At 31.3% G+C, this 24704-nt stretch carries 26 protein-coding genes and 2 pseudogenes; 6 read left to right on the forward strand and 22 right to left on the reverse strand.

Annotated features, from left to right (window positions below):
- Positions 1–58: 58 nt before the first annotated feature.
- Together BAQ46_RS04085 and BAQ46_RS04090 are read left to right on the forward strand one after the other, a co-directional pair.
- The gene (locus tag BAQ46_RS04085) at positions 59–1684 is read left to right on the forward strand and encodes a DnaJ family domain-containing protein (RefSeq protein WP_071741651.1); all 1626 of its coding nucleotides are present in this window, start codon (positions 59–61) and stop codon (positions 1682–1684) included.
- 78 nt (positions 1685–1762) lie between these two features.
- On the forward strand, positions 1763–2578 hold the full coding sequence (locus tag BAQ46_RS04090) for a YwqG family protein (RefSeq protein ID WP_000799819.1): 816 nt from the start codon (positions 1763–1765) through the stop codon (positions 2576–2578).
- A gap of 723 nt (positions 2579–3301) precedes the next feature.
- Here BAQ46_RS04090 and BAQ46_RS04095 read toward each other — a convergent pair.
- From BAQ46_RS04095 to BAQ46_RS04105, 3 genes and pseudogenes are all read right to left on the reverse strand, one after another.
- Positions 3302–3697, reverse strand: a complete 396-nt coding sequence (locus BAQ46_RS04095) for a RidA family protein (RefSeq protein WP_001169703.1) — start codon at positions 3695–3697, stop codon at positions 3302–3304.
- A 109-nt stretch (positions 3698–3806) separates the two neighbouring features.
- Positions 3807–4892, reverse strand: a complete 1086-nt coding sequence (locus BAQ46_RS04100; protein ID WP_071741652.1) for a hypothetical protein — start codon at positions 4890–4892, stop codon at positions 3807–3809.
- 135 nt (positions 4893–5027) lie between these two features.
- A pseudogene (locus BAQ46_RS04105) lies at positions 5028–5876 on the reverse strand (LAGLIDADG family homing endonuclease).
- Between the two features lie 378 nt (positions 5877–6254).
- Here BAQ46_RS04105 and BAQ46_RS04110 point away from each other — a divergent pair.
- Positions 6255–6656 (forward strand): annotated as a pseudogene (locus BAQ46_RS04110) (MBL fold metallo-hydrolase); the annotation flags it as partial.
- A gap of 53 nt (positions 6657–6709) precedes the next feature.
- On the opposite strand, the gene BAQ46_RS04115 reads toward BAQ46_RS04110, so the two are convergent.
- The 14 genes from BAQ46_RS04115 to BAQ46_RS04180 form a co-directional block, all read right to left on the reverse strand.
- Positions 6710–7543 (reverse strand): alpha/beta fold hydrolase, encoded by an 834-nt coding sequence (locus tag BAQ46_RS04115; RefSeq protein WP_071741654.1) that lies wholly within the window; start codon positions 7541–7543, stop codon positions 6710–6712.
- A gap of 45 nt (positions 7544–7588) precedes the next feature.
- A complete protein-coding gene (locus BAQ46_RS04120) occupies positions 7589–8110 on the reverse strand; it encodes an NUDIX hydrolase (protein ID WP_071741655.1) in 522 nt (173 codons plus the stop codon).
- A gap of 22 nt (positions 8111–8132) precedes the next feature.
- Entirely contained in the window at positions 8133–9263 is a 1131-nt protein-coding gene (gene dnaN, locus BAQ46_RS04125; protein WP_071741656.1) for a DNA polymerase III subunit beta, read from the reverse strand.
- 30 nt (positions 9264–9293) lie between these two features.
- Entirely contained in the window at positions 9294–9737 is a 444-nt protein-coding gene (locus tag BAQ46_RS04130) for an NUDIX hydrolase (RefSeq protein ID WP_000757640.1), read from the reverse strand.
- 214 nt (positions 9738–9951) lie between these two features.
- Positions 9952–10377: a GNAT family N-acetyltransferase gene (locus BAQ46_RS04135; RefSeq protein ID WP_000706717.1), complete on the reverse strand. Its 426-nt coding sequence runs from the start codon at positions 10375–10377 to the stop codon at positions 9952–9954.
- Positions 10378–10566: 189 nt separating this feature from the next.
- A complete protein-coding gene (locus BAQ46_RS04140; RefSeq protein ID WP_000258891.1) occupies positions 10567–11193 on the reverse strand; it encodes a cadmium resistance transporter in 627 nt (208 codons plus the stop codon).
- A 270-nt stretch (positions 11194–11463) separates the two neighbouring features.
- Positions 11464–12672 carry an L-lactate MFS transporter gene (locus BAQ46_RS04145; protein ID WP_071741657.1) on the reverse strand — a complete coding sequence of 403 codons (1209 nt, stop codon included), beginning with the start codon at positions 12670–12672 and terminating at the stop codon, positions 11464–11466.
- A gap of 284 nt (positions 12673–12956) precedes the next feature.
- On the reverse strand, positions 12957–13100 hold the full coding sequence (locus tag BAQ46_RS30575) for a hypothetical protein (protein WP_000653680.1): 144 nt from the start codon (positions 13098–13100) through the stop codon (positions 12957–12959).
- 31 nt (positions 13101–13131) lie between these two features.
- Positions 13132–14148 carry a serine hydrolase domain-containing protein gene (locus BAQ46_RS04155; RefSeq protein ID WP_071741658.1) on the reverse strand — a complete coding sequence of 339 codons (1017 nt, stop codon included), beginning with the start codon at positions 14146–14148 and terminating at the stop codon, positions 13132–13134.
- 101 nt (positions 14149–14249) lie between these two features.
- Positions 14250–14516, reverse strand: a complete 267-nt coding sequence (locus tag BAQ46_RS04160) for a heterocycloanthracin/sonorensin family bacteriocin (protein WP_001071388.1) — start codon at positions 14514–14516, stop codon at positions 14250–14252.
- Positions 14517–14719: 203 nt separating this feature from the next.
- On the reverse strand, positions 14720–15166 hold the full coding sequence (locus BAQ46_RS04165) for an NUDIX domain-containing protein (RefSeq protein WP_000790756.1): 447 nt from the start codon (positions 15164–15166) through the stop codon (positions 14720–14722).
- A 25-nt stretch (positions 15167–15191) separates the two neighbouring features.
- Positions 15192–15530 (reverse strand): divalent cation tolerance protein CutA, encoded by a 339-nt coding sequence (cutA, locus tag BAQ46_RS04170; protein ID WP_001160783.1) that lies wholly within the window; start codon positions 15528–15530, stop codon positions 15192–15194.
- 30 nt (positions 15531–15560) lie between these two features.
- Positions 15561–16019, reverse strand: a complete 459-nt coding sequence (locus tag BAQ46_RS04175) for a GNAT family N-acetyltransferase (protein ID WP_071741659.1) — start codon at positions 16017–16019, stop codon at positions 15561–15563.
- 106 nt (positions 16020–16125) lie between these two features.
- Positions 16126–17037 (reverse strand): DMT family transporter, encoded by a 912-nt coding sequence (locus BAQ46_RS04180; RefSeq protein WP_071741660.1) that lies wholly within the window; start codon positions 17035–17037, stop codon positions 16126–16128.
- Between the two features lie 145 nt (positions 17038–17182).
- On the opposite strand from BAQ46_RS04180, the gene norG reads away from it, so the two are divergent.
- A complete protein-coding gene (gene norG / locus BAQ46_RS04185) occupies positions 17183–18619 on the forward strand; it encodes an efflux pump transcription regulator NorG (RefSeq protein ID WP_444551291.1) in 1437 nt (478 codons plus the stop codon).
- 44 nt (positions 18620–18663) lie between these two features.
- Here the strand turns inward: norG and BAQ46_RS04190 are convergent, their stop codons facing one another.
- On the reverse strand, positions 18664–19194 hold the full coding sequence (locus tag BAQ46_RS04190) for a DUF4269 domain-containing protein (RefSeq protein WP_071741662.1): 531 nt from the start codon (positions 19192–19194) through the stop codon (positions 18664–18666).
- Positions 19195–19367: 173 nt separating this feature from the next.
- On the opposite strand from BAQ46_RS04190, the gene BAQ46_RS04195 reads away from it, so the two are divergent.
- The gene (locus BAQ46_RS04195) at positions 19368–19829 is read left to right on the forward strand and encodes a DUF2306 domain-containing protein (RefSeq protein ID WP_000021744.1); all 462 of its coding nucleotides are present in this window, start codon (positions 19368–19370) and stop codon (positions 19827–19829) included.
- Positions 19830–19985: 156 nt separating this feature from the next.
- Here the strand turns inward: BAQ46_RS04195 and BAQ46_RS04200 are convergent, their stop codons facing one another.
- The 3 genes from BAQ46_RS04200 to BAQ46_RS04210 form a co-directional block, all read right to left on the reverse strand.
- Positions 19986–20333: a VOC family protein gene (locus BAQ46_RS04200; RefSeq protein WP_001022864.1), complete on the reverse strand. Its 348-nt coding sequence runs from the start codon at positions 20331–20333 to the stop codon at positions 19986–19988.
- An 87-nt stretch (positions 20334–20420) separates the two neighbouring features.
- A complete protein-coding gene (locus BAQ46_RS04205) occupies positions 20421–21287 on the reverse strand; it encodes a glycerophosphodiester phosphodiesterase (protein ID WP_071741663.1) in 867 nt (288 codons plus the stop codon).
- 45 nt (positions 21288–21332) lie between these two features.
- Entirely contained in the window at positions 21333–22133 is an 801-nt protein-coding gene (locus tag BAQ46_RS04210) for a GNAT family N-acetyltransferase (protein WP_048557879.1), read from the reverse strand.
- Between the two features lie 509 nt (positions 22134–22642).
- Between BAQ46_RS04210 and BAQ46_RS04215 the strand changes: the two genes are divergently transcribed.
- Positions 22643–23341, forward strand: a complete 699-nt coding sequence (locus BAQ46_RS04215; RefSeq protein WP_071741664.1) for a hypothetical protein — start codon at positions 22643–22645, stop codon at positions 23339–23341.
- 40 nt (positions 23342–23381) lie between these two features.
- Here the strand turns inward: BAQ46_RS04215 and BAQ46_RS04220 are convergent, their stop codons facing one another.
- A complete protein-coding gene (locus tag BAQ46_RS04220) occupies positions 23382–24686 on the reverse strand; it encodes an MFS transporter (RefSeq protein ID WP_000202837.1) in 1305 nt (434 codons plus the stop codon).
- Positions 24687–24704 lie beyond the last annotated feature (18 nt).

A 24704-nucleotide genomic window follows, 5' to 3' on the forward strand; every position in this document is an offset into this window, starting at 1 on the left:
TTTATATAGGGATTCTAATGAAAAACTACATATAGAATACTACAAAGGAGGAAGAGAGGTGACTACAATAATCAGTCCTAAGTTAGAGAAGCTTAAAAATCAATTAAAGAATGGAAACGAAAAAGCTCTTTATACTTTTTTGGATGAAATCAAGTCAAATCATACACCACTAGTAGAACAATGTCCTATAGATAATCAGTATAAACTTATAACGTATATATGGTTAGGTGATCAAAATACTGAAAATGTTTATGTAGTCGGTAGTTTTCCTGGTTGGGATCTGTCTGTAAATCAATTACAACGATTGTTACAGACAGATATTTGGTATATTACGTTTAGGACGAATAAAAGGTTCATTTCAACTTATTATTTTACAGTAAATGATTTTTTCAAAAATGATTGGAGAAAGCGTAGTGAACAGTACCGACTAGACCCATTCAATGAAAATGTATTTGGAGAAGGTGCCAATAAAGCGTCTGTGTTAAAAATAGATATGGAAGTGCAGTATAGCAGTCGTTTTCCTTCAAATGATTATCCATCCGGAAAGATTGAAACATATTCTTTTTATAGTTCGATTTTAAATAACACACGTAAAATTCATATTTATACGCCTCATGATTATTCTCACACTTCACATCTTCAAGAACTTCTCATTGTATTTGATGGGAATTCATTCATTAATGACCTTTCAATCACAAAAACACTTAATTATTTAATTTACGAAAAAGAAATCCCATCGTGTATTGCTGTTGCTATAGATCCTGTTGATCGATTAGAAGAGCTAACTTATAACGATAAAATGAATACATTTTTAACGAAGGAATTACTTCTGTGGATTCAGGCTAAGTATCGTGTGCATAAAGAAGCGAAACATACAACAATTGCAGGTTTCAGTCTTGGTGGCCTAGCAGCTTTTTATGCAGCACTTCAAAATCCATATATTTTCGGAAATGTGTTGTCAATGTCTGGATCCGTACATTGGGAAAAGGATAATTACGAAAATACAATTCCTTGGATTGAAAATCAAATTTCATCAATAGATTTTAATACGACTCATCTCAATTCTTACATAGCAGTAGGTGAACTTGAAAACGAACCTCTTTTAACGGCTAATAAACGGCTATATAGAGCTTTAGAAGAAAAGAAATACCAAACCACTTATGAAGAGTTTCAAGGCGGACATGATAGCGTGTGGTGGCGAGAAAAGCTATTCGATGGATTAAGGGCATTAGAACTTACAAAAACGACACTAAAAAATAAAAAGGAGAGAGAATCTATGAATCAAGAAGAACTAGATAAAAAACTAAAAAAGCAAGAGATTTTAGTAAAAGATGAGAAAGTTTGGTCCTATACGTATGAGGATCATATTAGTTCTATCGTTAAAGAAGCAGAAAAGAAAGGGTCTTTTGATAATTTACCTGGTAAAGGGAAACCACTGAATCTTGATAAAGATCTTTCGTACAATCCTGAAAAACAACTGTATAGAACTTTGAAAAATAATCATGTTTTACCTAGATGGATTGAGATTTCAAAGGAAATTGATGACTTAAAAGAAAAACTAAAAGAAAATACAAATACTGCAGAAGCAGCGAATTTAATTCGAACTATTAATAAAAAGGTTTTAGAACATAATTTACTTTGTCCAGCAAGTGCGCAAAAAACGAGGGTGAAAACGGACTTTTAACAATTTTTCATGAAGCTATCTCTTGCTATATAATTAAGTAAGGCATTTTCAATTCATTATGAAAGGGAGGCAAATGTGATGAAAAATACGTATCAACTTCAAATTCCGAAAGAACTAGAGCAGTATCGTACTATTTTAGAAGAAAGTGTAAAACCGTATATTAAAGTGACTGGAACGAAAGCAGAGACAACTCTTTTTGAGAGTAAGTTTGGTGGTTATCCGTATTTACCTATAGATCAAGAGCATCCTAAAGATTCAAATGGACAACCTATGATGTTACTTGCGCAATTAAACTTTGAAGAAATTCCGCATGTTGAATATATGCCCCAAAAAGGAATATTGCAGTTTTTCGTAAGTACTGATGATGAGCTTTATGGAGCAGATTTTGATCACCCAACAATCCAAAAAGACTTTCGAATTATTTATCATTCTACAATTACTGAAGATTTAAATAAGGTAATTACTGATTTTAGTTATTTAAACATTTTAGAAATAGAAGACTTTATCATACCTGAAGCAGCAAAATTACAATTTGAATTAGATTATCAACCCATAACATCTAGAGATTATCGATTTGAAAAGATGTTTAGTGAGGATATTGATTGGGAAGAAATTGTTGATGAAGAAAATAATACAGAATTAGGCGAACTGTATGATGATTTATGTAAAGATTTCGGACATAAAATTGGTGGTTATCCATTTTTTACACAGACAGATCCAAGGGAATGGGAAGAAAAATACCAACAACATGATATATTATTACTACAAATCGATACAGACGACTCATTAAATATTATGTGGGGAGATTCTGGTGTTGCTAATTTCTTTATTAAAAAAGAAGATTTGTTAAATCTAGATTTTTCCAATGTTATTTACAACTGGGATTGCTACTAAAAAGATATAAATGAAATACTAGCAAGCTAAAAAATCTTCCTGAAGGTGAGGGAGATTTTTTTATGTTAAAAATAAACGTTATGTTAACTAGAGTGTAAGATAATACGAATAATAAAAGTCAAGCGTAAATAACAGAAATAACAAGAAATAATGTAAAGTTGTAAAACGTGTGTAAATAGCAATAAATTTATAAAGTACAACATAAAATAAAATTATTAATTTATATTTTGTAAAAAGATTTTTCTGCATAAAAAAATTGTTACTGATCAAAAAATGTTTTTGATTCGTTAAATCTTAATCAATAATCGATTAAGATTTGCTGTGATGAATTTATAACTAAAAAACGACAAAAACTGTATAAATTCGTTTAAAGAAGATTTTATGTGAATCTCACTAAAAATCTCTGTTTCGTCTCATTAAGTATAGTTTACTTGTATTTTGATACCTGATATTACTTTGGTTCTATAACTGCCTATAATATATATTATGTTAACTGGATAAAAGTAATAAACTTATTATATGTTAGTTTGCATTGTTACGCTTCCCTTTTCATCAGATTCATTCTGTGTAATCGATTGTGTGCTTATTTGTTGTTGTTTTATGAGTTGTTGATGATAATGTCTCCAGATATAAATTATATTTAAGACAATAAAAAATGCAATTCGTTTTAAATGAACACATTAAACGAATTGCATGGATATGATTCATAATAAGTTTTTAAAATTAGTTTGCTACAGCAATTGCTTCGACTTCAATTAATAAGTTATCGTTAATTAACTTTCTAACTTCGACAGCTGAACTTGCCGGTGGATTATTAGTATCAATGTATTGATCTCGAATATCTCTAACAACGGCCATTTGAGAAATGTCTGTTAAGAAAAATGTTAATTTTACTACATCATTGAAATTTAAGCCTGACGCTTCTAATGCGATTTTAATATTTTCAAATACTTGTCGTGTTTGTGTAGCTAAATCATTAATTCCAACAATTTGACCGTCTATATTAATTGCTACTTGTCCAGATATGTAAATCGTTCGTTTAGCGTTACTAACTTCCACTACATGTGAGTATCCAAAAGTTGGTGGCATCGTTTCTGGATTGATAAATTTCTTTTGCATGGCTCTTCTCCTCTTTGAATATCTTATTTTCTTTATATTAGATTTTAAATTCAGATTTTACCGTTCAGCTGCTACATTTGTAAAAGTATATTAACACTTTAATTTAAAGTTATTGATGGATTATGTACGTTTGATTTTTTTGTGTGCTTGTTATAATTACACCTTGTTTTATTAATTCTTCAGTTACTTTTGTATAGAAAAAGTGATACCACCAGATAAAAAACTCTTCATAAGTAATTTCTTTTGAGTATCTGCTGCTGGCAAAGTATTGTTTTAAAGGTTTATCGTTTTCGTTGAACAATAAGACTAAATCTTCACTGATTGTGTTTGCAATTTCGTTAAGTATAAATAAGTCTGTTGATTTAAATACAGGGATAACAGGTTGTGAATTTTGATATAAGCCTAATTTTTCGTAAACTACGTTTAAATGTAAGTCTTTTTGTCTATCTGCTGCTACGAAACCTTTTACTAATTGTTTTTTCTTATAATTAATATCGGTACTATTGTTTTGAAAATATTCTTTAAATGTCTCGTTATCTGCTGTTATTAAATTTAATGTTGAATATCGAGAATTTCCATAAAGACCAATTTGAACTTCTCCTAAATCTAAATACGTATTACCATACATCCCGAAAGCCTCTATATCTGTTAGTTCTTGTTCTTGAATAGCATAATAATATCGTTTCTTATTTCTTAAAGGTCGTTTCTTTTTTAAATAGTTTTCTTCAATGTAATTTATTTGTCCAAAATCTAATAACACACCACTATACAATAAAAGACTATAAGATTCTCTAGATAAATGATTAAACGTGTCGATTCTTTTTGAAATATCTTCAATACGGCTTGAATAGTTTTCAAAAATCTTAAGTGTTGGTTTAATTAGAGGTTCACAAAGATTATAAAGCTTTTCTCCTTCACAAACTGTTATAATCATACACGTTGGATAGTACCTCCCTCCTATTTGTTTCAATAGCCCCTCTGCTTCTAATAAATTAACGCGCTTTTCAAATTCATCATTCGTCCAATTTAACATCATTTTTATAGCATTTGACTCAAAACCAAGATGAATCAATACAAGTAAATATTGAAGTTTCGTTCCTTTTATTTTTATAGATGGCGAATTATCTCCAGACGAAATCATTTTTGCTTCATAAGCTGTATGTAATATATTCTCCGGACTATTATTAGTGAACATTTCATATTCTCTCCCTTACTAATAAATTCATTATAAAATCTATGTATTTATTAAGTTCTATAAACGAAAATGAGTGTCCTCTAATAATCTCAAATTAAAAACCTTAGCATAGATATACTAAGGTTCCTTACATTTTTATAATGAATGAATTCTTTCATAGTCTTTTTTAAATTGATTATCATTTTTTAACCAACTTTTAAAAGTTGGTTCTTTTATTTCTAAAATGGAACAAATTTTAGCGATACATTTATTTTTCATATATTCCTTAAGGAAATTTTGTTTTCTCTGCTTAACAGCAGCTTAAGTTCTTTTTAGCTTTCGATCTTTTAATTGATCTAGACTTAGACTTTCTTTCTGAAATTCTTTATATTTTCTATGCAGATAAATATCTTTGTCTTTATAAATCCACTTTGGAAATAGTTGTATTGGTTTTCTTCCGGTTAAAATGACGCGATAATGTTTATTTTGATTTAGTAATTCGGCTGGTAAATTATGATTTTGTAGTACCTGATTTAAAGAATTCATAAAGCTATATGATCCTCCTACAAAGCTTACTGTATAAGTTTCATACTTGACGTAACCATCCCCATCAAAATATCCACGAACAAAATGATGTAAATATTCTTCTGGTACGAAAGGGAATTCAATGTTAAAAGATTTACATGGCATAATTCCATGTATGTTCATAAGGTCATATTTTATTGTTTTGCTATTAATATTTAGCATATATACACCTGTTTTTTTGTTTTGGTATAGCGGTTGATTTGTTTTTAGTTCTTTTTTTATATCTTCTAAAATATAACTTTCTTTTTGTGATACACTGACACATTGATTTTCTTTTTGTATAACACCATCCGCTGCTATAAATCCTAAAATATAAGCCATATTATTTGACCACATTTTAAAATGATTTTCTGTTATGTCATATTTTCTCTTCCAACTGCCTATAGCGCGCCTTGGTACGTTGCTATCTGATGGAACCATCCGAATATACCTCGCAGACACATTAGCAAGCGTAGCTATTTCTGAGGTACTCTTCCCTTCTGTATATAGCTGCGTTATTTCAGATTTCGATAGTTTACATTTTGATTTCTTTTTTCTCTCTATTTACACTTACATCCTCTCCTTTCTTTTACTAATTAGAGACATATTTTCTTCTTTAACATATAACAAAACGTATGTTCTTTGTTACTTGTAAGAAGAAATTTACTAAATTAAAACAATTTACATTTACTTAGTATTCGTTTTATCTGCTGCTGCATGGTTTTTATTTTGTATATAGGAATAATGAATTTGACAAATTTATGAAATGCACTGCAATTACGGTGAAAGGTAAAATGATTTCGTTTAAACTACAAATAGCCACAGTTTGGAGATGCCTCTTCCCCGTTTCCTCTGTTTAATAGTAAACGTTATAGTGGTGCTTTTTCTTTAGAGCATGAAGATCTTCAAGAGATTGATGCAAAATACGGTCCATTCGATCTTACGTTAATGGAATGCGGGCAATATGATCCAAGGTGGTCTGCAATTCATATGTTGCCTGAAGAAACAGTACAAGCTCATATTGATGTACAAGGAGAATTACTTCTTCCGATTCATTGGGGTGCTTTTACATTAGCATTACACGAATGGAGTGACCCGATAGAACGTGTTACGAAAGAAGTTAACCGTTTAGGAGTTAAAATTACAACGCCTCAAATTGGCGAATCTATTACGTTAAAATCTACAGACTATCCTAGGTATGCTTGGTGGCAAAAAGTCTAATTATAATAAAAAGCGAATCGTCTTATATAAAAGATTCGCTTTTTACTTATTGATTATAATGTATCGTTGACAAACTGATTAAACTTGTCTATTTCTTCAACGAATGGATTATGATTACTTTCTTCAAATTTAGTTAATGTTGCGTTCGGGATTAAATTTGCTATTTCACGAGAAAATATGTAGGGACATTGTGCATCATGCTTACCACAGTATATAAAACTTGGGATTTTTACGAATTTAAGTTTCTGACGAACATCATAATCTTTATATTCAACTTGTCTAAAATAATTTAACCGATTGCCAACTGTCTTTCCGCTATTCGGCAATTTTAATGCCTCTTCAAGCTTTTCTTCAGAATAAAAAGACATAAGTGCCCACTCTCTACTTAATGCTTTTCTTTCTTCTTGTACTGTACTATCATCATTTAATGCATTCATAATTGATACGATTCTATTAAATTTTACATTTTCACTACAATATATACTATCTTTATGAGATGCATATTCCTTGCTCGCCGCTGCGCCACCAACAATTATTTTCGTTAAACTTTCTTGTGCTTCAGTCGCATATACAAGAGCTAACATCCCTCCCGTCGAATGACCAGCAAACCCCCACTTATTAATATATAAAGCTTCTCGAATCGCTTCTAAATCTTTAATCGTTTCGGTCATACTATATTCAGAATCAGTTTTAGCCAAATCTGAATTGCCACATCCCTTTAAGTTAACTAAATATACGCTATAATGGTCAGTAAATGGGTTTGCAAAAGTATTTCCATTATCATTATACTCACTATACAAATGAGTAACGCAAAGTGGAGGTCCTTCTCCCTTTTGAAAATATTCAAATTTTCCTCTTGGAGTTTTGATAATATTTGTTGTCCACATATCGAATCTCCTATCCGAAATTTTCATTTTCTCTTAGTTTGTTATTTATAAGCGAATAGTATTATATAAAGAAGTAAGTAACCTATCCTGCTTAACCAATTTCTGATTCCTATAATTTATTAATTTATGATTAGATAAAATAAAATTATGCTCTAATATGAATTCATTGTGGAGCACTTCAACTAAAAATTTAGGTATCATCTCTCCTACGCCGTAATTATAATCACTAAGAATCCAAGAAATCTCTTTCCAATCTAGAATTCCTTCTGAGACTTTTTTTGGAGTGTGATATATAAATTCATGAAGTAACTCTACTAGATAAACATACATTCCGCCAGAATATGAAGAATCCTCCCATTTAATAATGCCTTTAAATTGAATTTGATCATGCGTAACTTTTATATTAGTCTCTTCTTTTATTTCACGAATCGCATTTTCTAAAGGTGTTTCGCCCTTTTCTATCTTTCCTCCTACACCATTCCATAATCCTTTTACCGAATCATATTCTCTATTTAACATAAGTATCTCTTCATTTCTTTTTATAAAACATAAAGTGTGCTTGTACATAACGTGATTCCTTCCTCCGTTTTTAATAAGCTCTTACTGGAGATATAAGATGGATTGCTGCAGAGTGTGTCCCTGCTTCAACTAATATCGGTCTCATAGAACCGCTGAAACTTAAAGTAACCGTTTCTTCTTTTATTGCCCTTAAAGCATCCAACATAAATCGTCCATCGAAAGATATATTGAATTGTTTTTCACCTTGAATTGCATCTATCTGTTGTGTCTCAGATATTTTTCCAATCTGAGAAGCATTAGAAGAAACTTTAATTGTAGATTCATTTACAATTTCTAAGTTAACATTGTTATTTGCCCATTCACTTGCTAATAAGCTTGATCGATCTACCCCTTGTAACATTCTTTGTCTATCTATGTTAATGACTGTTTGAAATTCATTTGGAATTAAACTAGATATATTAGGATATTTCCCTTCAATTAATCTTGAATATAATGTAGTTGTGCCGAATGTAAAAATAATGTGGCTTTCTGATAGATAAATAGAAACGAATTCTAAATTGCTGTTCATTAATTTTAAAAGTTCATTAATGGTTGCACTTGGTACAATACAATTCGCTTTCACATTAGTAGAAATTAATGTTTCACGTATAGCTAGTCTATGAGAGTCAGTTGCAGCGCATATTAATTTGTTGTGGTCTAACTTGATATGTACTCCAGTAAGAACGGGTCTAGATTCATTTTTCGCTACTGCAAAGACTGTTTGTTTAAACGCATCAATCAATTGTTTTGTTTCTATTTGTATTTCTGCATGATCGTCTATTTGTGGTACGTTAGGAAATTCATTCGCTGGAAAGCCATTTAAGTTTAATGTGATTTCTTCTGATTGTATGGTAATTGTTTGCTCATTCTTACTTTTTATTACTATATCACTTGGCATTTTCTTTATAATTTCAATGAAGTATTTTGCAGGTACAACAATTGTTCCTGCTTTTAAGGTAGTCGTAATTTGTTCGTCATCCATGGAACTAGGGATGAATTTTTCGATGAAAATATTTGAATTACTTGCGATTAAAGTAATTCCAGATTGATCTGCAGTTATTTTTATACCGGATAGTATAGGAATTATAGCTTTGGTAGATATTGCTTTACTTACTTCTGAAAGTGCTTGAGTGAAATGTTTATGATTAACGATAAACTCCATTTTTTCCCCGCCTTACATGAAATGATAGTTTTATGAAGATTGATGAATGATTGTTCCGTTAAAAAAGTAAGGTACTGTTTCTTTCCTTTGTAATATATTTAATAAGTGTTCTGGTATACGTAAATGCGGTTCTGCTCTATGTAATTCCATCCAAGTAATCTCTTCAATTTCTTTTGGCCTTGTTATATTTGTTTCCCCTCCAATTATTTCACCTAAAAAATTAAAGAATATTGCATGATGTCCTCTCTCTTCAAAAAAAGCTTCGCTAATGTAACAAATACCATTTACAGTTATATGTAGACCGGTTTCTTCTTTCACTTCTCGAATGACTGCCTCCTCTAACGTTTCTCCTAATTTAACTGCACCACCTGGTAGTGTGTAATAAGAACCATTCTTCCCTTTGTTTTTTACCATTAAGATCTTTTCATTTGTTTTATCGTATAAAAGCGCATATGTAACATTTACTTTTTTCATCTAAGTCCACCTTCAATAACGAGAATTTTCTGTCTTTGTTACATTCTACCATTTAATCGTTTTAAAATATAAAAAAATTAATAGAGTATTTCATTTATCTATCCTTAGTAAAGGTAATAATTGATCCCCCTTCATTTCTAAATAAAAAGAACGTATTTTGAAAGTAATTATTCAACGTACGCTCTTTATGATTTGATTGATTCATTTTGGGATTCTATATATTTTCTAACCTTTTTTCCAAATAGTATCGATTATGTCCTTTAGGGTGATCTTCACTTACTCCAATTACTTTATATCCATGTTTTTTATAAAAAGCAGGTGCCTGAAAGCTAAAAGTATCTAAATTGATTAGGCTACACTCTTTTTCAATTGCAAATTCTTCAATAAGTTTTATTAACTTGGTTCCATAACCTTCGTGTCTATATTCTTCAGAAACCCATAAGAAATCAACATGTACGTGGTGCCAAAATGTAATTCCAGTTATTCCGCCTACTATTTCTTCATTTTCATTTTTCACTATAAAACTAATTTTTTCTGAAGGCTTTTTCTCTTCATCTGAAATATGTTTTTGATTATATTCAATTACTTTTTCTCTTATGTAATCACTATCTTCTTGGACCCATTGTTTTACTATTTTCATTTTAATTATCACGCTCCTTTTAAAGTATCTATTCAATTTAATAATCGTAATATCCTGTCTAACTTAATTGTCGTAGTGCAATGTTTCATTTCACTAAAATTTAAAAAAGCCGTACTACATTTTATTTGTAGTACAGCTTTTTACCGCGTTTGATTCTTTTTACTTAAAACTTCCGTTAGTTTGAACGTATTAGTACAATAATTCAATTGTATTACTGCGAAAAAGAATGAACATTCCTAAACCAATTAGAACAATTGGAACGATAATATGACAATTTCTCTCAAGTACTTTAGCTAAAATAGGAGCTCTTAACAATGTGTAGCTAATAAAACACCATATTGCTATCATGCAAAAAAAGATAATTAATGTAACGAAATTTGCTTCCAAGGATTGACTAGTGAACATTGGTATATAAATTGAGATATTATCAGCTCCATTAGCTAATGTAATCGCAGCTACTTTAAATAATGAGCCAGAAGTGTTATCAATGACTTCATTACTTTTGTTAGAACGAAGCGAGAATAGTCCTTTAATCCCCATATAAATTGGCACGAATCCTAATAATCCGATCCACGATATAGGAATGAAAAAAGAGCTTAAGAAACCAATAATACTTAGAAAAATAATTACACTAAACCCCAAATATTGTCCAATAACAATATAAAGTTCTTTTATCTTAGTTTTCCCCTGGAAAGTTCTATCTTCTTCCTTACATACTCCTGTCTTTACTTGTGAAAATAAAACAAGGAGTATAAAAATATCATCAATATTTGTTGAAGTAAATGCAATAAAAGAAGAAATTATAGTTGTAACCAAAATAAGCCAACTACCTTTATAATGAAATGTATGCCTACTAGCGAAGCGGATTAACTGTAGTTTTTTATCAATATTTTGATTCTTTTATAAAACAATATGAATATTTTACTTATCTGCTACTTGATTCGTTAATAAATAAACCACTTTATTGCTTCTCAAATCATTTCATTTTAAATTAAGTAAGTGTATTCTTCCTACACAATGGCTAAAAAGGGAAAATTAAATGTTGTGTAATATAAAAAGAGCCCTTTATGAGGACTCTTTTTAAACTTAAGCTACTTTTCGATATAAATGTTGTGTTTCTTTTTTCTTTTCTGCTTTTGGTGGACGAATTAAAATAGATATAATGAAAGAGATAACAGAAAGAACGCCGATTATAATAAAGGTTGGTTCAAATCCTCCAAGAAGCGCCCCGATGAATGATCCTGCAAGTGCACCAAATCCGAAACCTTGGTATACAATCCCATAATTTGTACTATGGTTTTTTAATCCGAAGAAATCTCCAACAATAGCTGGGAATATAGTGATATTACCGCCAAAGCAAAAGGCAACACTTGCTACACATGCGAAATATATGCCGTAATTTAGCGGAATGAAACTTAATGTAAAGACTGACAATCCAATGATAATAAACGTTGCAGAAACGATTTTCATTCGACCTATTTTATCTGATAACGTTCCAAGAACAATACGACCTACTGTATTAAAAATTGCAATCATTGCAACGGCGTTAGCGGCAGTTGCTGCGCTAAGTTCAACGAGCTGCACTCCGATATCTTTGACCATACCGATTAAATATAGACCGCCCATACACGATGTGAATAGCATAAAAAACAAAAGGTATACTTGTTTCGTTCGCATCATTTCACGAGGTGTATAATCATTGTGTAAAGTCTCAGCTACAGTGTTACTTACTATTGCTTCACGTAAGAAGAACGATCCGATTAATACTAAAAGTAAGACGATAATCCCCCAATATAAAAAGGCTTGTGATACACCAAGGCTGTCGATCAGATTTCCGTTTATATATCTAAAGATTAAGCTGCCCATTCCATATGCTGATACAGATATACCTGAAATAAGCCCTTTCCGATTCGGAAACCATTTAATTAAATTAGATAATGATGTGATATAAGCAGTTCCATCGGCATAACCAACTACTACACCAGCTAATAAATATAGTAATGGTAAGGAGGAAACTTGTGAACTTAGTATTAAACCGAGTCCCAGCACAATCCCTGCAGTAGCAATGAGTTTTCGAAGCCCTAATTTTTGCTGTAACTTTCCTGCAAATAATGTTGAAAATGATAAAGAGAAGCTTGTAATGGAGAAAGTTATAGCAACTGAATTAAGGTTCCATCCAAACTTACTTACAAGGGGCTGATTAAATAAACTCCATGTATAAATTGTTCCAAGGCCAATTTGAACAATGATTGTACCTAGAACAATTAGTAACGGATTTATAGAAGTTTGTTTCATACTAACTGTCCCCTTCTTTTATCGTGACATGAATTTTCACAGTTAGTATAACCATCATAAAAAGCAAGATACTGCATGAAAAATGGAAATTGAATTCATGTACACAAAAAGACACTCCATTATGAAGTGTCTTTCTGCAGGTTATATTAGATTTACTTAAAGAAAGCTTTGTTAAGATAAGACATTTTCAAATGCTTATGTATATAGAATACCAAAAGATTTCTGTCATGAGATGGGACTTAAGATGTATTTTTCATTCATCATATAGTCGGATAAACGAAAAATTAATATTCAATTTCATCAAAATCTTTCGGCTGCGGTACCGTTTGCATATTAGCTGCATCTTTTGGATCGCTATAGATCGCATTTTGCTCTGTATTTACATCTTTTATATTTTGCTTTTTATTTTTGTTCACTTTATCTTTCACTTTCAATCACTCCTTTTTGTTATAGGAGTAATTATGCCCTATTACTGTTACGAAATGTATCAACGACTAAATTACTAAATTCACGTAAATAATATAAATAATTATCACCGCCGTAGTTGTATCTTTTATTATACATTTTCGCAACAACTACATTATATTCAGGTATTACTAATATAGTTGGTCCCGTAATTCCTAATATTTGATACGCTCCTTTTGGTACGCGTTCACCAAGTTCATTTAATTGTGCAGGTTCATTTTGAACGAACCAAAACAAGCCATTTTGTGGTAGCTCTTTATTTGCATATATTGGACTCTGCAAACTCGTAGCGATTTTTATAACTTCTTTTGGAACAATTTGTTTATCATCTATCATACCTTGATTTAAATGAAGGTTGCCCCACTGTGCAAATTCTCTAGCGGAGACAAACAGATTTTTTTCAGTACCGTCATCTACTGTACCAATTTCACTAATTGCGTCTTTATTTGGATCATCAACAACTGCAACTAAATTATCATCTTGCTGTATTCTCCATCCTGTTTCTTGGAAATTAGCAGGTTTAAACACACGCTCTTTTAACAATTCAGGAAAACTTTTGTTATATAGCTGATAAATAAGACGTGTCATCATTCTTACATTAATATCTCTATACGCCCATCCTTGCCCCGGTTCAAATTCACGAAAAATTATCCCGCCATTCGTTTCTTCTAATCCGTGCGAATGTGTTACTAAATGTCTTATCGTCGTTTTACTAAGCAATACAGGATCAAAGTCTTTAAAATATTTTATCGCTTCATCATCAATAGAGTTTATTTTCCCCTCGTAAAGCGCATACGCTATCATTAATCCTAAATAACTTTTTCTAGCAGAAGCAACGTTAAATTGTGAAGATGCTGTTACTTTCTTGCTTGTAGATGTATTTGAGTGATAGCCACTATAATGCTCCAGTACAATTTTGTTATCTTTCATTATGCAAAGCGCTGCTGCAGAGCTATGGTTTTGTTCTTTTATATTTTCTACCCAAGAAATCAACTTATCATATGTATACAAATAAATCCCCCTTAATACACATAAAAATTACAGCTTGAAAGAAAAGTGCAAAATAGTTTTCACACCTTTCCTTCAAGCAAAATATCTTTGATGTTCTATACTTAAATGATCCACCAGTTCCAGCAATTAAAGCAACCGAAACATCCAGCGCATCCTATGCATCCGCCGCAACGACCTGCACAACCACCACATCTGCCGCCACATCCGCCACAGCGTCCACCACAACCTCCGCATCCGCCGCAACGACGTGCATCGTCTTGAATGTAGTAGTATGGATATTGACTTTGTTGTTGATCCCAATACACAACATTACCAGTTTGATAATCATTAAGGTTTAATGATTGTAGTTCTTGTTGAAACTGATTCATTATGAAACCCCTCCATTTATAAATATAAATTCCGTCCACATATTGAAGTTAATAAATGTTAATAAACAAAGTAGAAACAAATGGCTATATACTTGAATACGTACATCAACAAAATATGAACTTACACTAGGTGATGTACCTTGTTTTTCAGCCTATTTTCTTAATCACTTTTTGCTGGACGAATTTATTATTAATAGAGGTTTTTAAAAATTACTAATCCAACAGTTTAGTAGTTCATCACTTAATTTTCTTTCTAGTAACTCTTTAACTAAAGGTTCTGGCATGATTTTATAAGTATGTAAAGCTTCTTGATTATAATCTATCCAGTGAAATGCCAAATGAGATTCTTTAGATTTTGGTATGAAATCAATATGTAGCTCTTGTGAATCTATCTCAAAAATATGATTGATTTCATGGTGAAGAACTTCTCGATCTTGCCATCGGTTTTCTATGACTCCTAAAAATTGTTTTATACTACAATTTACTCCGAGCTCTTCCCTTAGTTCTCTTATTAATGCATTCTCAGCTGATTCGCCAACTTCAACATGACCACCTGGTAAAAAATAATGATGGCCAATATATTCAGCCACTAACAATTTTTTATCCTTAATCATAACAGCTCGTACAATATGATGAAATTTATTTTTCAATTGTTATTCCTCCCATTCATTTATTTTATATTTGATTAAAATAGTCATTTAATATCGGGATAATATAAATCATAGGTGTTTCATACGGATGAATTTCGTTAATAACTTCAAGTGCATCCTTTACAAGATCCCGTTTGCACTTTATTTCAATTTTACATTCTTGCCCTTCACAAATCTGACCAATTTCCCCGTTAAAAGGTGATGCGCCTTTTAACGGTCTCCAGTATCCTTTCACAGAACTATAGGACAGACAATGATCATATTCTCCCGTTTTACAAGCACCAATTTTATTTAACTCATTCCTCAACATTTCAATGTATTCTTCAGGGATAAATACTTCAATTTTGACTTCAGTAAATTGCATAATTCATTTCACACCTTTGCTACATAATAATTAAACGAATAAACGATAAACTTCCTCACCATCATAATCATGTCCCAATGGTTGAAAACCGTAACTTTTATATAGTTTCTTTGCAGAGATATTATCTTTATGTACTGTTAATCTAATTTCTTTACACGCCTTAAACGTATTTTTTATTAAATATATACTTTCTTGTAATGCTGCTTTTCCATAACCGTTACCTTGCTGCTTTTGATCGATAATAAATCCGTTTATCCAATACATATCAGTTGTTTCTTTTACAACAGCATGCATAACAAAACCAACCATTAGATCGCCATTGTATATCGCAAATGGTTGGTATTCTACAGCGTCCCCATCTGGTTTTATATATACTTTAGCAAGTGAAACTGCTACAGCCGGAACAAATTTTCTTTGATTTTCTTTAACTTGTAACTTTAATGCATCTTCCCAATTCTCTCTCGTAACAACCTTTAACTGGATATTCAATATGGTAAGCTCCTTTATAAAAAGAATGTATTTATATATTCAACGCAATAAAATAATTCCCTGTTTCTTAATTTTAAGAAACAGGGAATTATCACTTCTAAAAAATCTATCCAGTTATATCGCTGTACTTTTCACTTCGAGTATCTTTCTTTAATGATACATGCGCTATTAAAACTCCAAGTATAGTAATTACTCCACCAACTACCGAAATAAAAGTAGGTACTTCACCTAACCATACCCAAGCTATAAAACAAGCAATTACTGGCGTTAAATATAGAGAGCTTGTTGCCTCGGAAGCACCAGTATGAGATATAATATAGGCCAATGCAATATACGGGAGTACTGTTGGAAATAAACCTAAATATATAACGCTCAAATTCACTTCAAGAGGAGCCACCAGTATTTCTTGATACATTCCCGGTAAGAAAATAAGCATACATACCGTACTAGATAAAATTGTATATATGGTAAATGGCAAGAAGCCGTACTTTTTTAAGTACGATGTTTGAAAAACGAAAAATAGACTTTCTGAAACGGCTGCTAATAATATAAATAATCCCCCGCTATTAAATTGAATAGACCCCCCTTGACTAAATGATATGAAAGCAATTCCTATAAAGCTAATTACACCACCGATCCATCCATTTGCTTTCATTTTTTCATTAAAAAAAACAAAAGCAAGAACTGCCGTTACTATAGGTGTGACGGAAACGATTAAACTTGCCGATCCAGCATTTACTGTTTTTTCACCATAGTTTAATGCGATGTGATAAAAAGTAAATCCTAAAGCACCAAATAAAAAAATCGCTGGAATATCTTTTAGATCAGGTAATCGTAGTTTGTATAAAAACGAAAACAAAAGAAGTATGAATGAAGCGATTAACAAACGAAGTAAAGTAAGATGTTCAGGTGTGTAAGATTCAAGACCCATACGAATTGCCGGAAAGGCCGTTCCCCAAATTAAAATTGTAAAAGAATGAGCACATATAATTCGATAATCCCATTTTTTATAATTCATGTTTTCTCTCCCCCTTCAAACCAACCACTTTATAATTACCAATTATTTCTTCCCATCATATTTAATAGTTGATACAATGTCTTCAACCAGTTTTTTATCGTAAAAACCAACCACTTGGTATTTTTCAAGTGAACGAAGGAGTTTTTTGATGACAACTAGTAAAAAACTGCCTAAGTATCGGCAGATAGTAGATTATATGAAAGAAAAAATTGAAAATGGAGAATGGCCAATTGGAAGTAAGATCCCTAGTCAAAGGCAGTTAGCAAAATTATTTCAAGTAAATCGTAGCACTGTAATAACTGCACTAGATGAACTTATGGCTGATGGATTGATTCAAGGGAAAATTGGAGCAGGAACAATTGTAACGAATAATACATGGTCATTATTAGCAACAAATCCACCACCTGATTGGAGTCAATATGTAAAGGCCGGTATTCATAAACCAAGCAAGTTAATGGTACGAGAAATAAATGAAGCAGAAGCAAATAACAAGCTTATCCATCTTAGTAAGGGCGAACTTGCTCCTCATCTTTTTCCGTTAGAAACGATGCAGTCCATTATGAAAAAAGTAAGTGAGGAATTAGATTATTTTGGATATGAGGAACAAAAAGGGTTTTATCCGTTACGTGAAGCAATAAGTAAATACGTAAAATCATTTGGAATACATGCATCACCGGGTTCCATATTAATCGTCTCGGGTGCATTACAAGCATTGCAATTAATATCAATTGGTCTTTTACATAGAGAGTCTACCGTTTTACTTGAACAACCTTCTTACTTATATTCACTTCATGTATTTCAATCAGCAAATATAAATCTATCTGGTATATCTATGGATCCTCACGGTATATTACCTAACGAGTTATTAAAACGAATTAAATACAGTCAGAAGAAAAATATTTTATACTCAATCCCTTGTTTTCAAAATCCAACAGGGGTATTAATGTCTAAAGAGCGAAGAAAAGAAATATTAAAAATATGCGAAAAGGAACAGTTACCTATTATTGAAGATGATATCTATCGCGAGTTATGGATTGATGAACCACCACCAGTGCCTTTAAAATCAAGGGATAAACATGGACATGTATTATATATTGGTAGTCTCTCTAAGACACTTACCCCAGGACTTAGAATTGGATGGATTATCGGTCCAGAACCGGTTATTGATAGATTATCAGATATAAAAATGCAAACAGATTATGGATCAAGCTCCTTATCCCAAAGAGTTGCTGCTGAATGGATAAATAAAGGATTTTATGAGGAACATGTTGCAAACGTAAGAATTCAACTAAAAGAACGAAGACAAATAATGATACGAGCTTTACATAAGCATTGTGCAGATATTGCCACCTGGGATATACCTATTGGTGGATTTTTTATATGGCTAAAGGTAGTACCTAGCATTCCGATGAAGAAATTATTTTCAAAGGCACTATCAAAAGGGATTCTATTAAACCCGGGACGTATCTATGAAGAAGAATCAGATCAATACATTCGTTTATCATATGGATATGCTTCTCCAGAGCAAATAACTAACGGTATTAAATTGTTAAGCGAATTAATTCGTAAGTTAATGACATAATAAAAACTCCTCTTTTTCCATAGAGGAGTTTTTGTGTATTTTATTTACCACAACCGCATTTCCTGCCCCAACACAATAAGTCCTTCATAAGGATCCCCGTCAATGTTTAATACTTGAGCAAAAGCAGGTTCTGTTTTTAAACCGTTCTCTTTTAAGCGAATAATTTCTTCTCTTATATGTGGATGCTGCATTAATAGCATATGCTCTACTATCATATGTCTATATGCATTTTGATTACGCACTGGCTTAGGCTGAGCAAATAATTCAAATTCAAAACCTTCAAATTCAAAATTTACTTTTATCGATTCGGTATTTTTTCTTTTTTTCTTTTTTATTTTGAATCCTTCATAAGAGCCATATAAAGATCTCATTTCTTGTTCAAAAACATCAAAGTTATGTACTTCCATTACTATATCTAAGTCAGATTGAAGCGTATCAATTCTTATAGGTATAGTCCCACAAAGAACGGGATTATATAAAGCTAAATCCTCCATGATGTTTAGTTTATTCAAAACATCATAAACCTTTTGTTGCTTGTCATTCCCTGATTGTAAATATGTAATAGATGTAAACATGGAAGTCTCTCCTTCATTTCACGTAATACGTGACTCACTAAATTCAAGAAAATTTGTCCGTTTAAATTTGTTCTAAGAGTACCTTTATTTCAATATATTAAGACGAACAAACGATGTTTTTCAACTTTTCTCCTATACTGCAATACTATAAAAATAAAAAAGGAGGAATTATTATGAGCATTTTTAACATTCTTTTAACCATCCACATATTATTTGGGACAATATGCTTAATCACCGGTATTGTAGCGATGGTTGCTCAAAAGAAGAAAGGAAAACATACGGAATGGGGCGAAATATATCATGCATCCTATGTTGTCATTACCCTCACTGCAATTATATTATCCATTATAAACTGGGATAAAATTGCATATTTATTTTATGTAGCAATTTTCTCTTATTCATTTGCGATTTATGGCTACCTTGCACGAAAAAAGCGTTGGAAAAATTGGCTTCACCACCATATTAGAGGTATGTTAGGCTCTTATATTGGTGCCGTTACCGCACTATTAGTAAACGTAGGTATTCATATCCCCATAATTAATTTATTGCCGCCTATATGGTTTTGGTTTTTACCTACATTAATCGGTATTCCTCTCGTAGCCAGTGTATCAAAAAAATATAAAAAGCGTAGTTAAAATCCATTACATTTTCGTTACTTTCTGATGATTATTATAAAAAATTATACTCAATGTAATATTTTATTTATAAATTCAAAATCGTATTGCTTTAAGTTAGTCATTTAGAGCTAAATAAAAAGAATCCAATAAAAGTATTGGATTCTTTTTCGAATTTCATTTTAATGTAGGCTCTATGTATTCAATAATGTTACCATCCGGATGACGAATTATCATTTTCATACCTGTAGGTACTTGTATTGGTTCAGTAATCATTACGCCGTTATAGTTTAAGATTAGTTCTTTTACTTCGTTGAGATCATCAATTACGATCGTTGCAGCAACATGATTCTTAATTGTTTCATTTAATTCTTCAATTAAAAGTAAATTTGTAAATCTAATTACATGCGTTCCATTCATTTGAAATTCCTGTGGTTTTTCTTGCTTTAATAATATTTTGTAAAATTCTAGATGAGTTTGTAAGTCTGAAACATAGAGGCGTGGAACAACAGCTAATATATTCATCCTACTTACACTCCTTTTTATTTTAACTAGATTAATTATATATTAATCGAAAATTTCTATAAACTATTACGTTAAAAATAGTATCTTTTAATTAAATTTCAAAACTGAATGTAAACGATCCGGATAATTCGTAAACATCCCGTCCACTCCCCATAATATTAACTTTTTCATATCTGCTTCATTATCTACAGTAAATGGATGAACTTCTAATCCGTGTTTCTTTATTTTCTTTACATAAGCTGCATCAATATATTTGTAGTTCATACCAAGACCTATGCAATATGTACTATACTTCTCTATTTCTGATTCAGTTAATTGAACTGCTTTTTTGTAAGATAGTAATTGGACTAGAGGTATATTAACATGTAAACTATGTAGCTTTTGCAAACTTTCTTCACTAAATGATTGAATAATAACTTTATCCTGTATTTCATAGTGATTGATAATTTCTAATAACTTTTCTTCCATTCCTGAATATTCATCAGGTGATTTTGTTTCAATATAATAGTTCGCGTCATGCCCAAACACTTCAATTACTTCTTCGAGTGTTGGAACTTTAGCATTTTCATATTCTTTCTTTGCTAAATTTGGATACTTTTTATTGTAAGTAGAACCTGCATTTAATTGCTTTAATTCCTCTAATGTATGTTCCTTAACTAGCCCCATACCGTTTGTAGTACGATTTACTGTTTCATCATGCATAGCTACTAAATGTCCATCTTTTGTCATTTGAAGATCTATTTCTATATAATCGCCTTTTAATTGTTGTCCCAATTTATACGCAGCAATTGTATGTTCCGGTGCATACGCCGAAGCCCCTCTATGTGCAATGTTTTTTATATAATTCGATTGATTAATAGCTTTTGTGTACTTAAGTTCATTTACTTTATGAAAAACAAAAGTACCTATTACTATAAATGTACAAATGATTGTAACGATATATATCTTTTTCATAATAATGTATTAACCCCTACATGAAAGCAATTTGGCTTGGATAATTTATTCAAATAAATGTCGATTTTCAAATACCGTCATTTGTCCAACAGATTGAAAACCAGCCTTTTTATAAATAGTAATCCCATCAGGTGAAGCTTGTAATACACATTGAGCAACGTTTAATTCCTTTGCTTCTTGCAGCAAGTAATGAAACATAGTAGAACCAAATCCTTTTCCTCTCATTTCTTCTTTCGTTGCTATATCATAAATACCAATACTATCTTGTGTACACACTAATGAACCAACCGATACGACTTCATCTTTATAAAACCCTAAGTATAGTTTCATATTTTCACTATTCCATAAATGGAAAGAAGCAGTTTGATTGTAGAATGCTTGTACATGTATACCTTCCTCGGATGTACCAAATAGACTAGCTAACGCTTCTCCAAACTTTTTAATTTGTCCTGACGAAGATGCTTTTTGTATCGTAAAACCTTCTGGCAAGTTTGTTGTTGGATGTATTGTATGTAAGTTTGCTACCATCGCGATATTTTGTTCTGTTTCTTTTAATCCAAGCTTTATTAATTCATTCTTTATATTCCCCTCTAGCTTCTCGTCCCAAAACCAAACACTCATTGGATATTTCTTTTGGTTATAGTATACTACCTCCTTATATAATTTCTCGATATTTTCCGTTACATTATTGTTTAGTAAAGTAATGATATTAAATGTATCTGCAGGTAAACCACAGTCGACAGCAATGTAACCCTTCGTTTCTTTTACATTCATTCCCTGTGCCTGCCGCGCAATATATGAAGTTTTATATGTAAAATTATCTATTAGTAACTTTTTAAAATTCATTCATTTTGCCCCTTTCATAAAAATTCAAATTCGAATCTTTCAGTATTAAATATAACATATAAGAAATATACCTATTTCTATAAAAATATCTCTATAAATCACTCTTTGTCTCCTTAAAGAATTAAATATGATATAACGTTGTCGGAATGAAAAAAGTGGTATATAATAAATATTAACATTACTAGTAATTATTTTAGGTATTCCTAGAATAAAGGAGCGATACATATGAAAATTACTATTTATTTCGGAAGTCATGAAGATCAAGATGTTCGTACAATGGACTGTCATTTAGATGTAGAAGATACGGAAGAGATTGTTTCTGTATCATAATATAAATAGTTGGGATGAACCCTCTTCCCTACAACGTTTAAGGCACCTTTTACAGGTGTCTTTTTTGTTGTTTTTTCGTCAAAAACCCTTTACTTTAGAGCGTTTTAATAGTAAAATATACATATACGAACAAATGTTCTTTTTTTATTTTAATTGTACATGAAGGGATGATTTTTACAATGGCTCAAACAAAGCGCAGAGGAAGAAAAAAGCAAACACCTATTATTTCAAATACAGGCTTTATCGGCTCTGTCTTTATTGATACATTGGAGTTACAAAAGAAATCCTATTATTTCGCCCGTAAAAAACTTCAAATTGTTCATCACGTATTAGATGGTCTATCTGGGGCAACAAGCTCTCTATTTAAAGAGCATAACATTTCAGCATACATGTCATGTGTATATTTACATAAACAAAAGAAAATCGGATTTGTTCTTTCAGCGAAGCCTTTTGAACAAAGTGACGGTGTTGCTTACTTTATAAATTATTTAATCGAAAAGAATTTTTACGGTAACGAGGAAGTAGAATATCAAGAAGTATATAATACAGGTTTTATTGGTGTAGTATTCGCCGATTTATGTAGTATAGATCGTTTTAATTTCGAGTTTGAAATGGGTATGTTAACGAAATTAATGAAAGATATGATTATTCCGGTTAAAGAACTCTTTTTACGCCACAATGTACCGGCATACATTTCCACTTCTCATCTAGAGGAACAAAACAAATTAGGTTTCGTTCTATCTGTAAAACCATATGATGAACGTGCAGAAGCAGATTTATATTTTGAGGCGTATTTAAAAGAACGCGGGTTATTTATTGGTGATGAAGAAGACGATATTGATAAGATTGTTATTAGAAAAACAGCTGAATTACGATAGATAAGCGCAGGATGATGATCCTGCGCTATTTCGATATTATTTAATTACGTTCAACACTATACCCTTTTGAATGAATTTCTAAATTCAATTTATTTGAGTAAGCCTGATTTAAAATAAGAAATACGATTCCTCCTCCAATTGGAAGCGTGTAGGATGGAATATGATTTAATAATAGACCTGATAATGCCAGTGCTATCGGCTGCATCATTTTACCTAAACTTAATCCAATACTAAGCACTCTGCCCCTATATTCATCTGGAATCTCTCTTTGCATAAAATAAATTAAAGGGATATCAATTAATGCTATCATTAACCCTAAAAAGAACATAATGGCGCAGTACATGGTCACAAATACAATTTTATTCACTTCAATACTTTTGAATAGAACAGGTGCACCTGAAACTATCATAAAAATTGCCATCATAAAACTTGTTTTTTTCAATAGATAGGAATAAGAAAAACGATTCGTTATCTTTTTTACTATTATTGCACCAACTATCATACCTATTGGAAAAGTCCCTTGGATCAAACCAAATTGTTTAGAACTAATGTTGAGAACTGTATTCATAATGTATGGCAATGGAACAGTTACAGAAAATCCTAGAAAAAAATTAAGTGAAATTAAAATACGAAACGTATTTTTTAAGCTCTCCCGCTCCATTAAGTAAGAGTATCCCTCCTTTATATCTTTCATAAAATTAATTTCCCTTATTGAACATTCCTTATTTATGTATTGCTCGCATAATTTAAAGTTGATAAACAATATGGATATAGCCGAAAGGATAAATGAAATACCGTTAATGATTATAAAAGTGTTCATCTCAAAGACTGCAAAAACAATGCCCCCTAACATAGGCCCTAGAATTAAAGATATAGAATCGATAATTTTACTTATAGAGTTAAGACTCATTAGTCTCTCTTTAGAGACGATATTTGGTTTTGCAGCCTCTAAACCTATTACAAAAAATGTTGTAAATACTGTCATCAGAAAGGTAGTAGTATAAATGATGAATAAGTTTAACCCATAATAGTTGCTTACTATATAAACAGTTATTAATAAGCATCCGCTTAGTACATCCATACAAACGACGAGTTTCTTTTTATCAACCTTATCAGCAATTACACCGGCAAATGGATTCATAACAATCATTGGAATCGTTCCTAAAATAAGCGTAATCGCGAAATTTAAAGCAGATCCGGTTATTTGTAATACATACAATCCTAATGCGAAACTATAAATAGAGCTACCGAATATTGATACTGTTTTTGCAATTGAATATAAACAAATATTCCTTAGTTCTTGGTTTCTTTTTTTATTTTCTATATGTAACCGTAAACTTGTCATAACTTTTCCCCCTGCCTA

This window comes from Bacillus paranthracis (genome assembly GCF_001883995.1).
Lineage (GTDB): Bacteria > Bacillota > Bacilli > Bacillales > Bacillaceae_G > Bacillus_A > Bacillus_A paranthracis.

Excerpts from the sequence above, each read along its gene's own strand:
- BAQ46_RS04220 (WP_000202837.1), bottom strand. The coding sequence starts at position 24,686 with ATGACAAGTTTACGGTTACATATAGAAAATAAAAAAAGAAACCAAGAA.
- BAQ46_RS04160 (WP_001071388.1), bottom strand. The coding sequence starts at position 14,516 with ATGAATCAGTTTCAACAAGAACTACAATCATTAAACCTTAATGATTAT.
- BAQ46_RS04100 (WP_071741652.1), bottom strand. The coding sequence starts at position 4,892 with ATGTTCACTAATAATAGTCCGGAGAATATATTACATACAGCTTATGAA.
- BAQ46_RS04205 (WP_071741663.1), bottom strand. The coding sequence starts at position 21,287 with ATGAAAAAGATATATATCGTTACAATCATTTGTACATTTATAGTAATA.
- BAQ46_RS04210 (WP_048557879.1), bottom strand. The coding sequence starts at position 22,133 with ATGAATTTTAAAAAGTTACTAATAGATAATTTTACATATAAAACTTCA.
- cutA (WP_001160783.1), bottom strand. The coding sequence starts at position 15,530 with ATGCAATTTACTGAAGTCAAAATTGAAGTATTTATCCCTGAAGAATAC.
- BAQ46_RS04195 (WP_000021744.1), top strand. The coding sequence starts at position 19,368 with ATGAGCATTTTTAACATTCTTTTAACCATCCACATATTATTTGGGACA.
- BAQ46_RS04190 (WP_071741662.1), bottom strand. The coding sequence starts at position 19,194 with ATGTTTACATCTATTACATATTTACAATCAGGGAATGACAAGCAACAA.
- BAQ46_RS04115 (WP_071741654.1), bottom strand. The coding sequence starts at position 7,543 with ATGTGGACAACAAATATTATCAAAACTCCAAGAGGAAAATTTGAATAT.
- BAQ46_RS04215 (WP_071741664.1), top strand. The coding sequence starts at position 22,643 with ATGGCTCAAACAAAGCGCAGAGGAAGAAAAAAGCAAACACCTATTATT.
- BAQ46_RS04090 (WP_000799819.1), top strand. The coding sequence starts at position 1,763 with ATGAAAAATACGTATCAACTTCAAATTCCGAAAGAACTAGAGCAGTAT.
- dnaN (WP_071741656.1), bottom strand. The coding sequence starts at position 9,263 with ATGGAGTTTATCGTTAATCATAAACATTTCACTCAAGCACTTTCAGAA.
- BAQ46_RS04120 (WP_071741655.1), bottom strand. The coding sequence starts at position 8,110 with ATGTACAAGCACACTTTATGTTTTATAAAAAGAAATGAAGAGATACTT.
- BAQ46_RS04095 (WP_001169703.1), bottom strand. The coding sequence starts at position 3,697 with ATGCAAAAGAAATTTATCAATCCAGAAACGATGCCACCAACTTTTGGA.
- BAQ46_RS04130 (WP_000757640.1), bottom strand. The coding sequence starts at position 9,737 with ATGAAAAAAGTAAATGTTACATATGCGCTTTTATACGATAAAACAAAT.
- BAQ46_RS04145 (WP_071741657.1), bottom strand. The coding sequence starts at position 12,672 with ATGAAACAAACTTCTATAAATCCGTTACTAATTGTTCTAGGTACAATC.
- BAQ46_RS04200 (WP_001022864.1), bottom strand. The coding sequence starts at position 20,333 with ATGAATATATTAGCTGTTGTTCCACGCCTCTATGTTTCAGACTTACAA.
- BAQ46_RS04135 (WP_000706717.1), bottom strand. The coding sequence starts at position 10,377 with ATGAAAATAGTAAAACAATGGGTCCAAGAAGATAGTGATTACATAAGA.
- BAQ46_RS04180 (WP_071741660.1), bottom strand. The coding sequence starts at position 17,037 with ATGAATTATAAAAAATGGGATTATCGAATTATATGTGCTCATTCTTTT.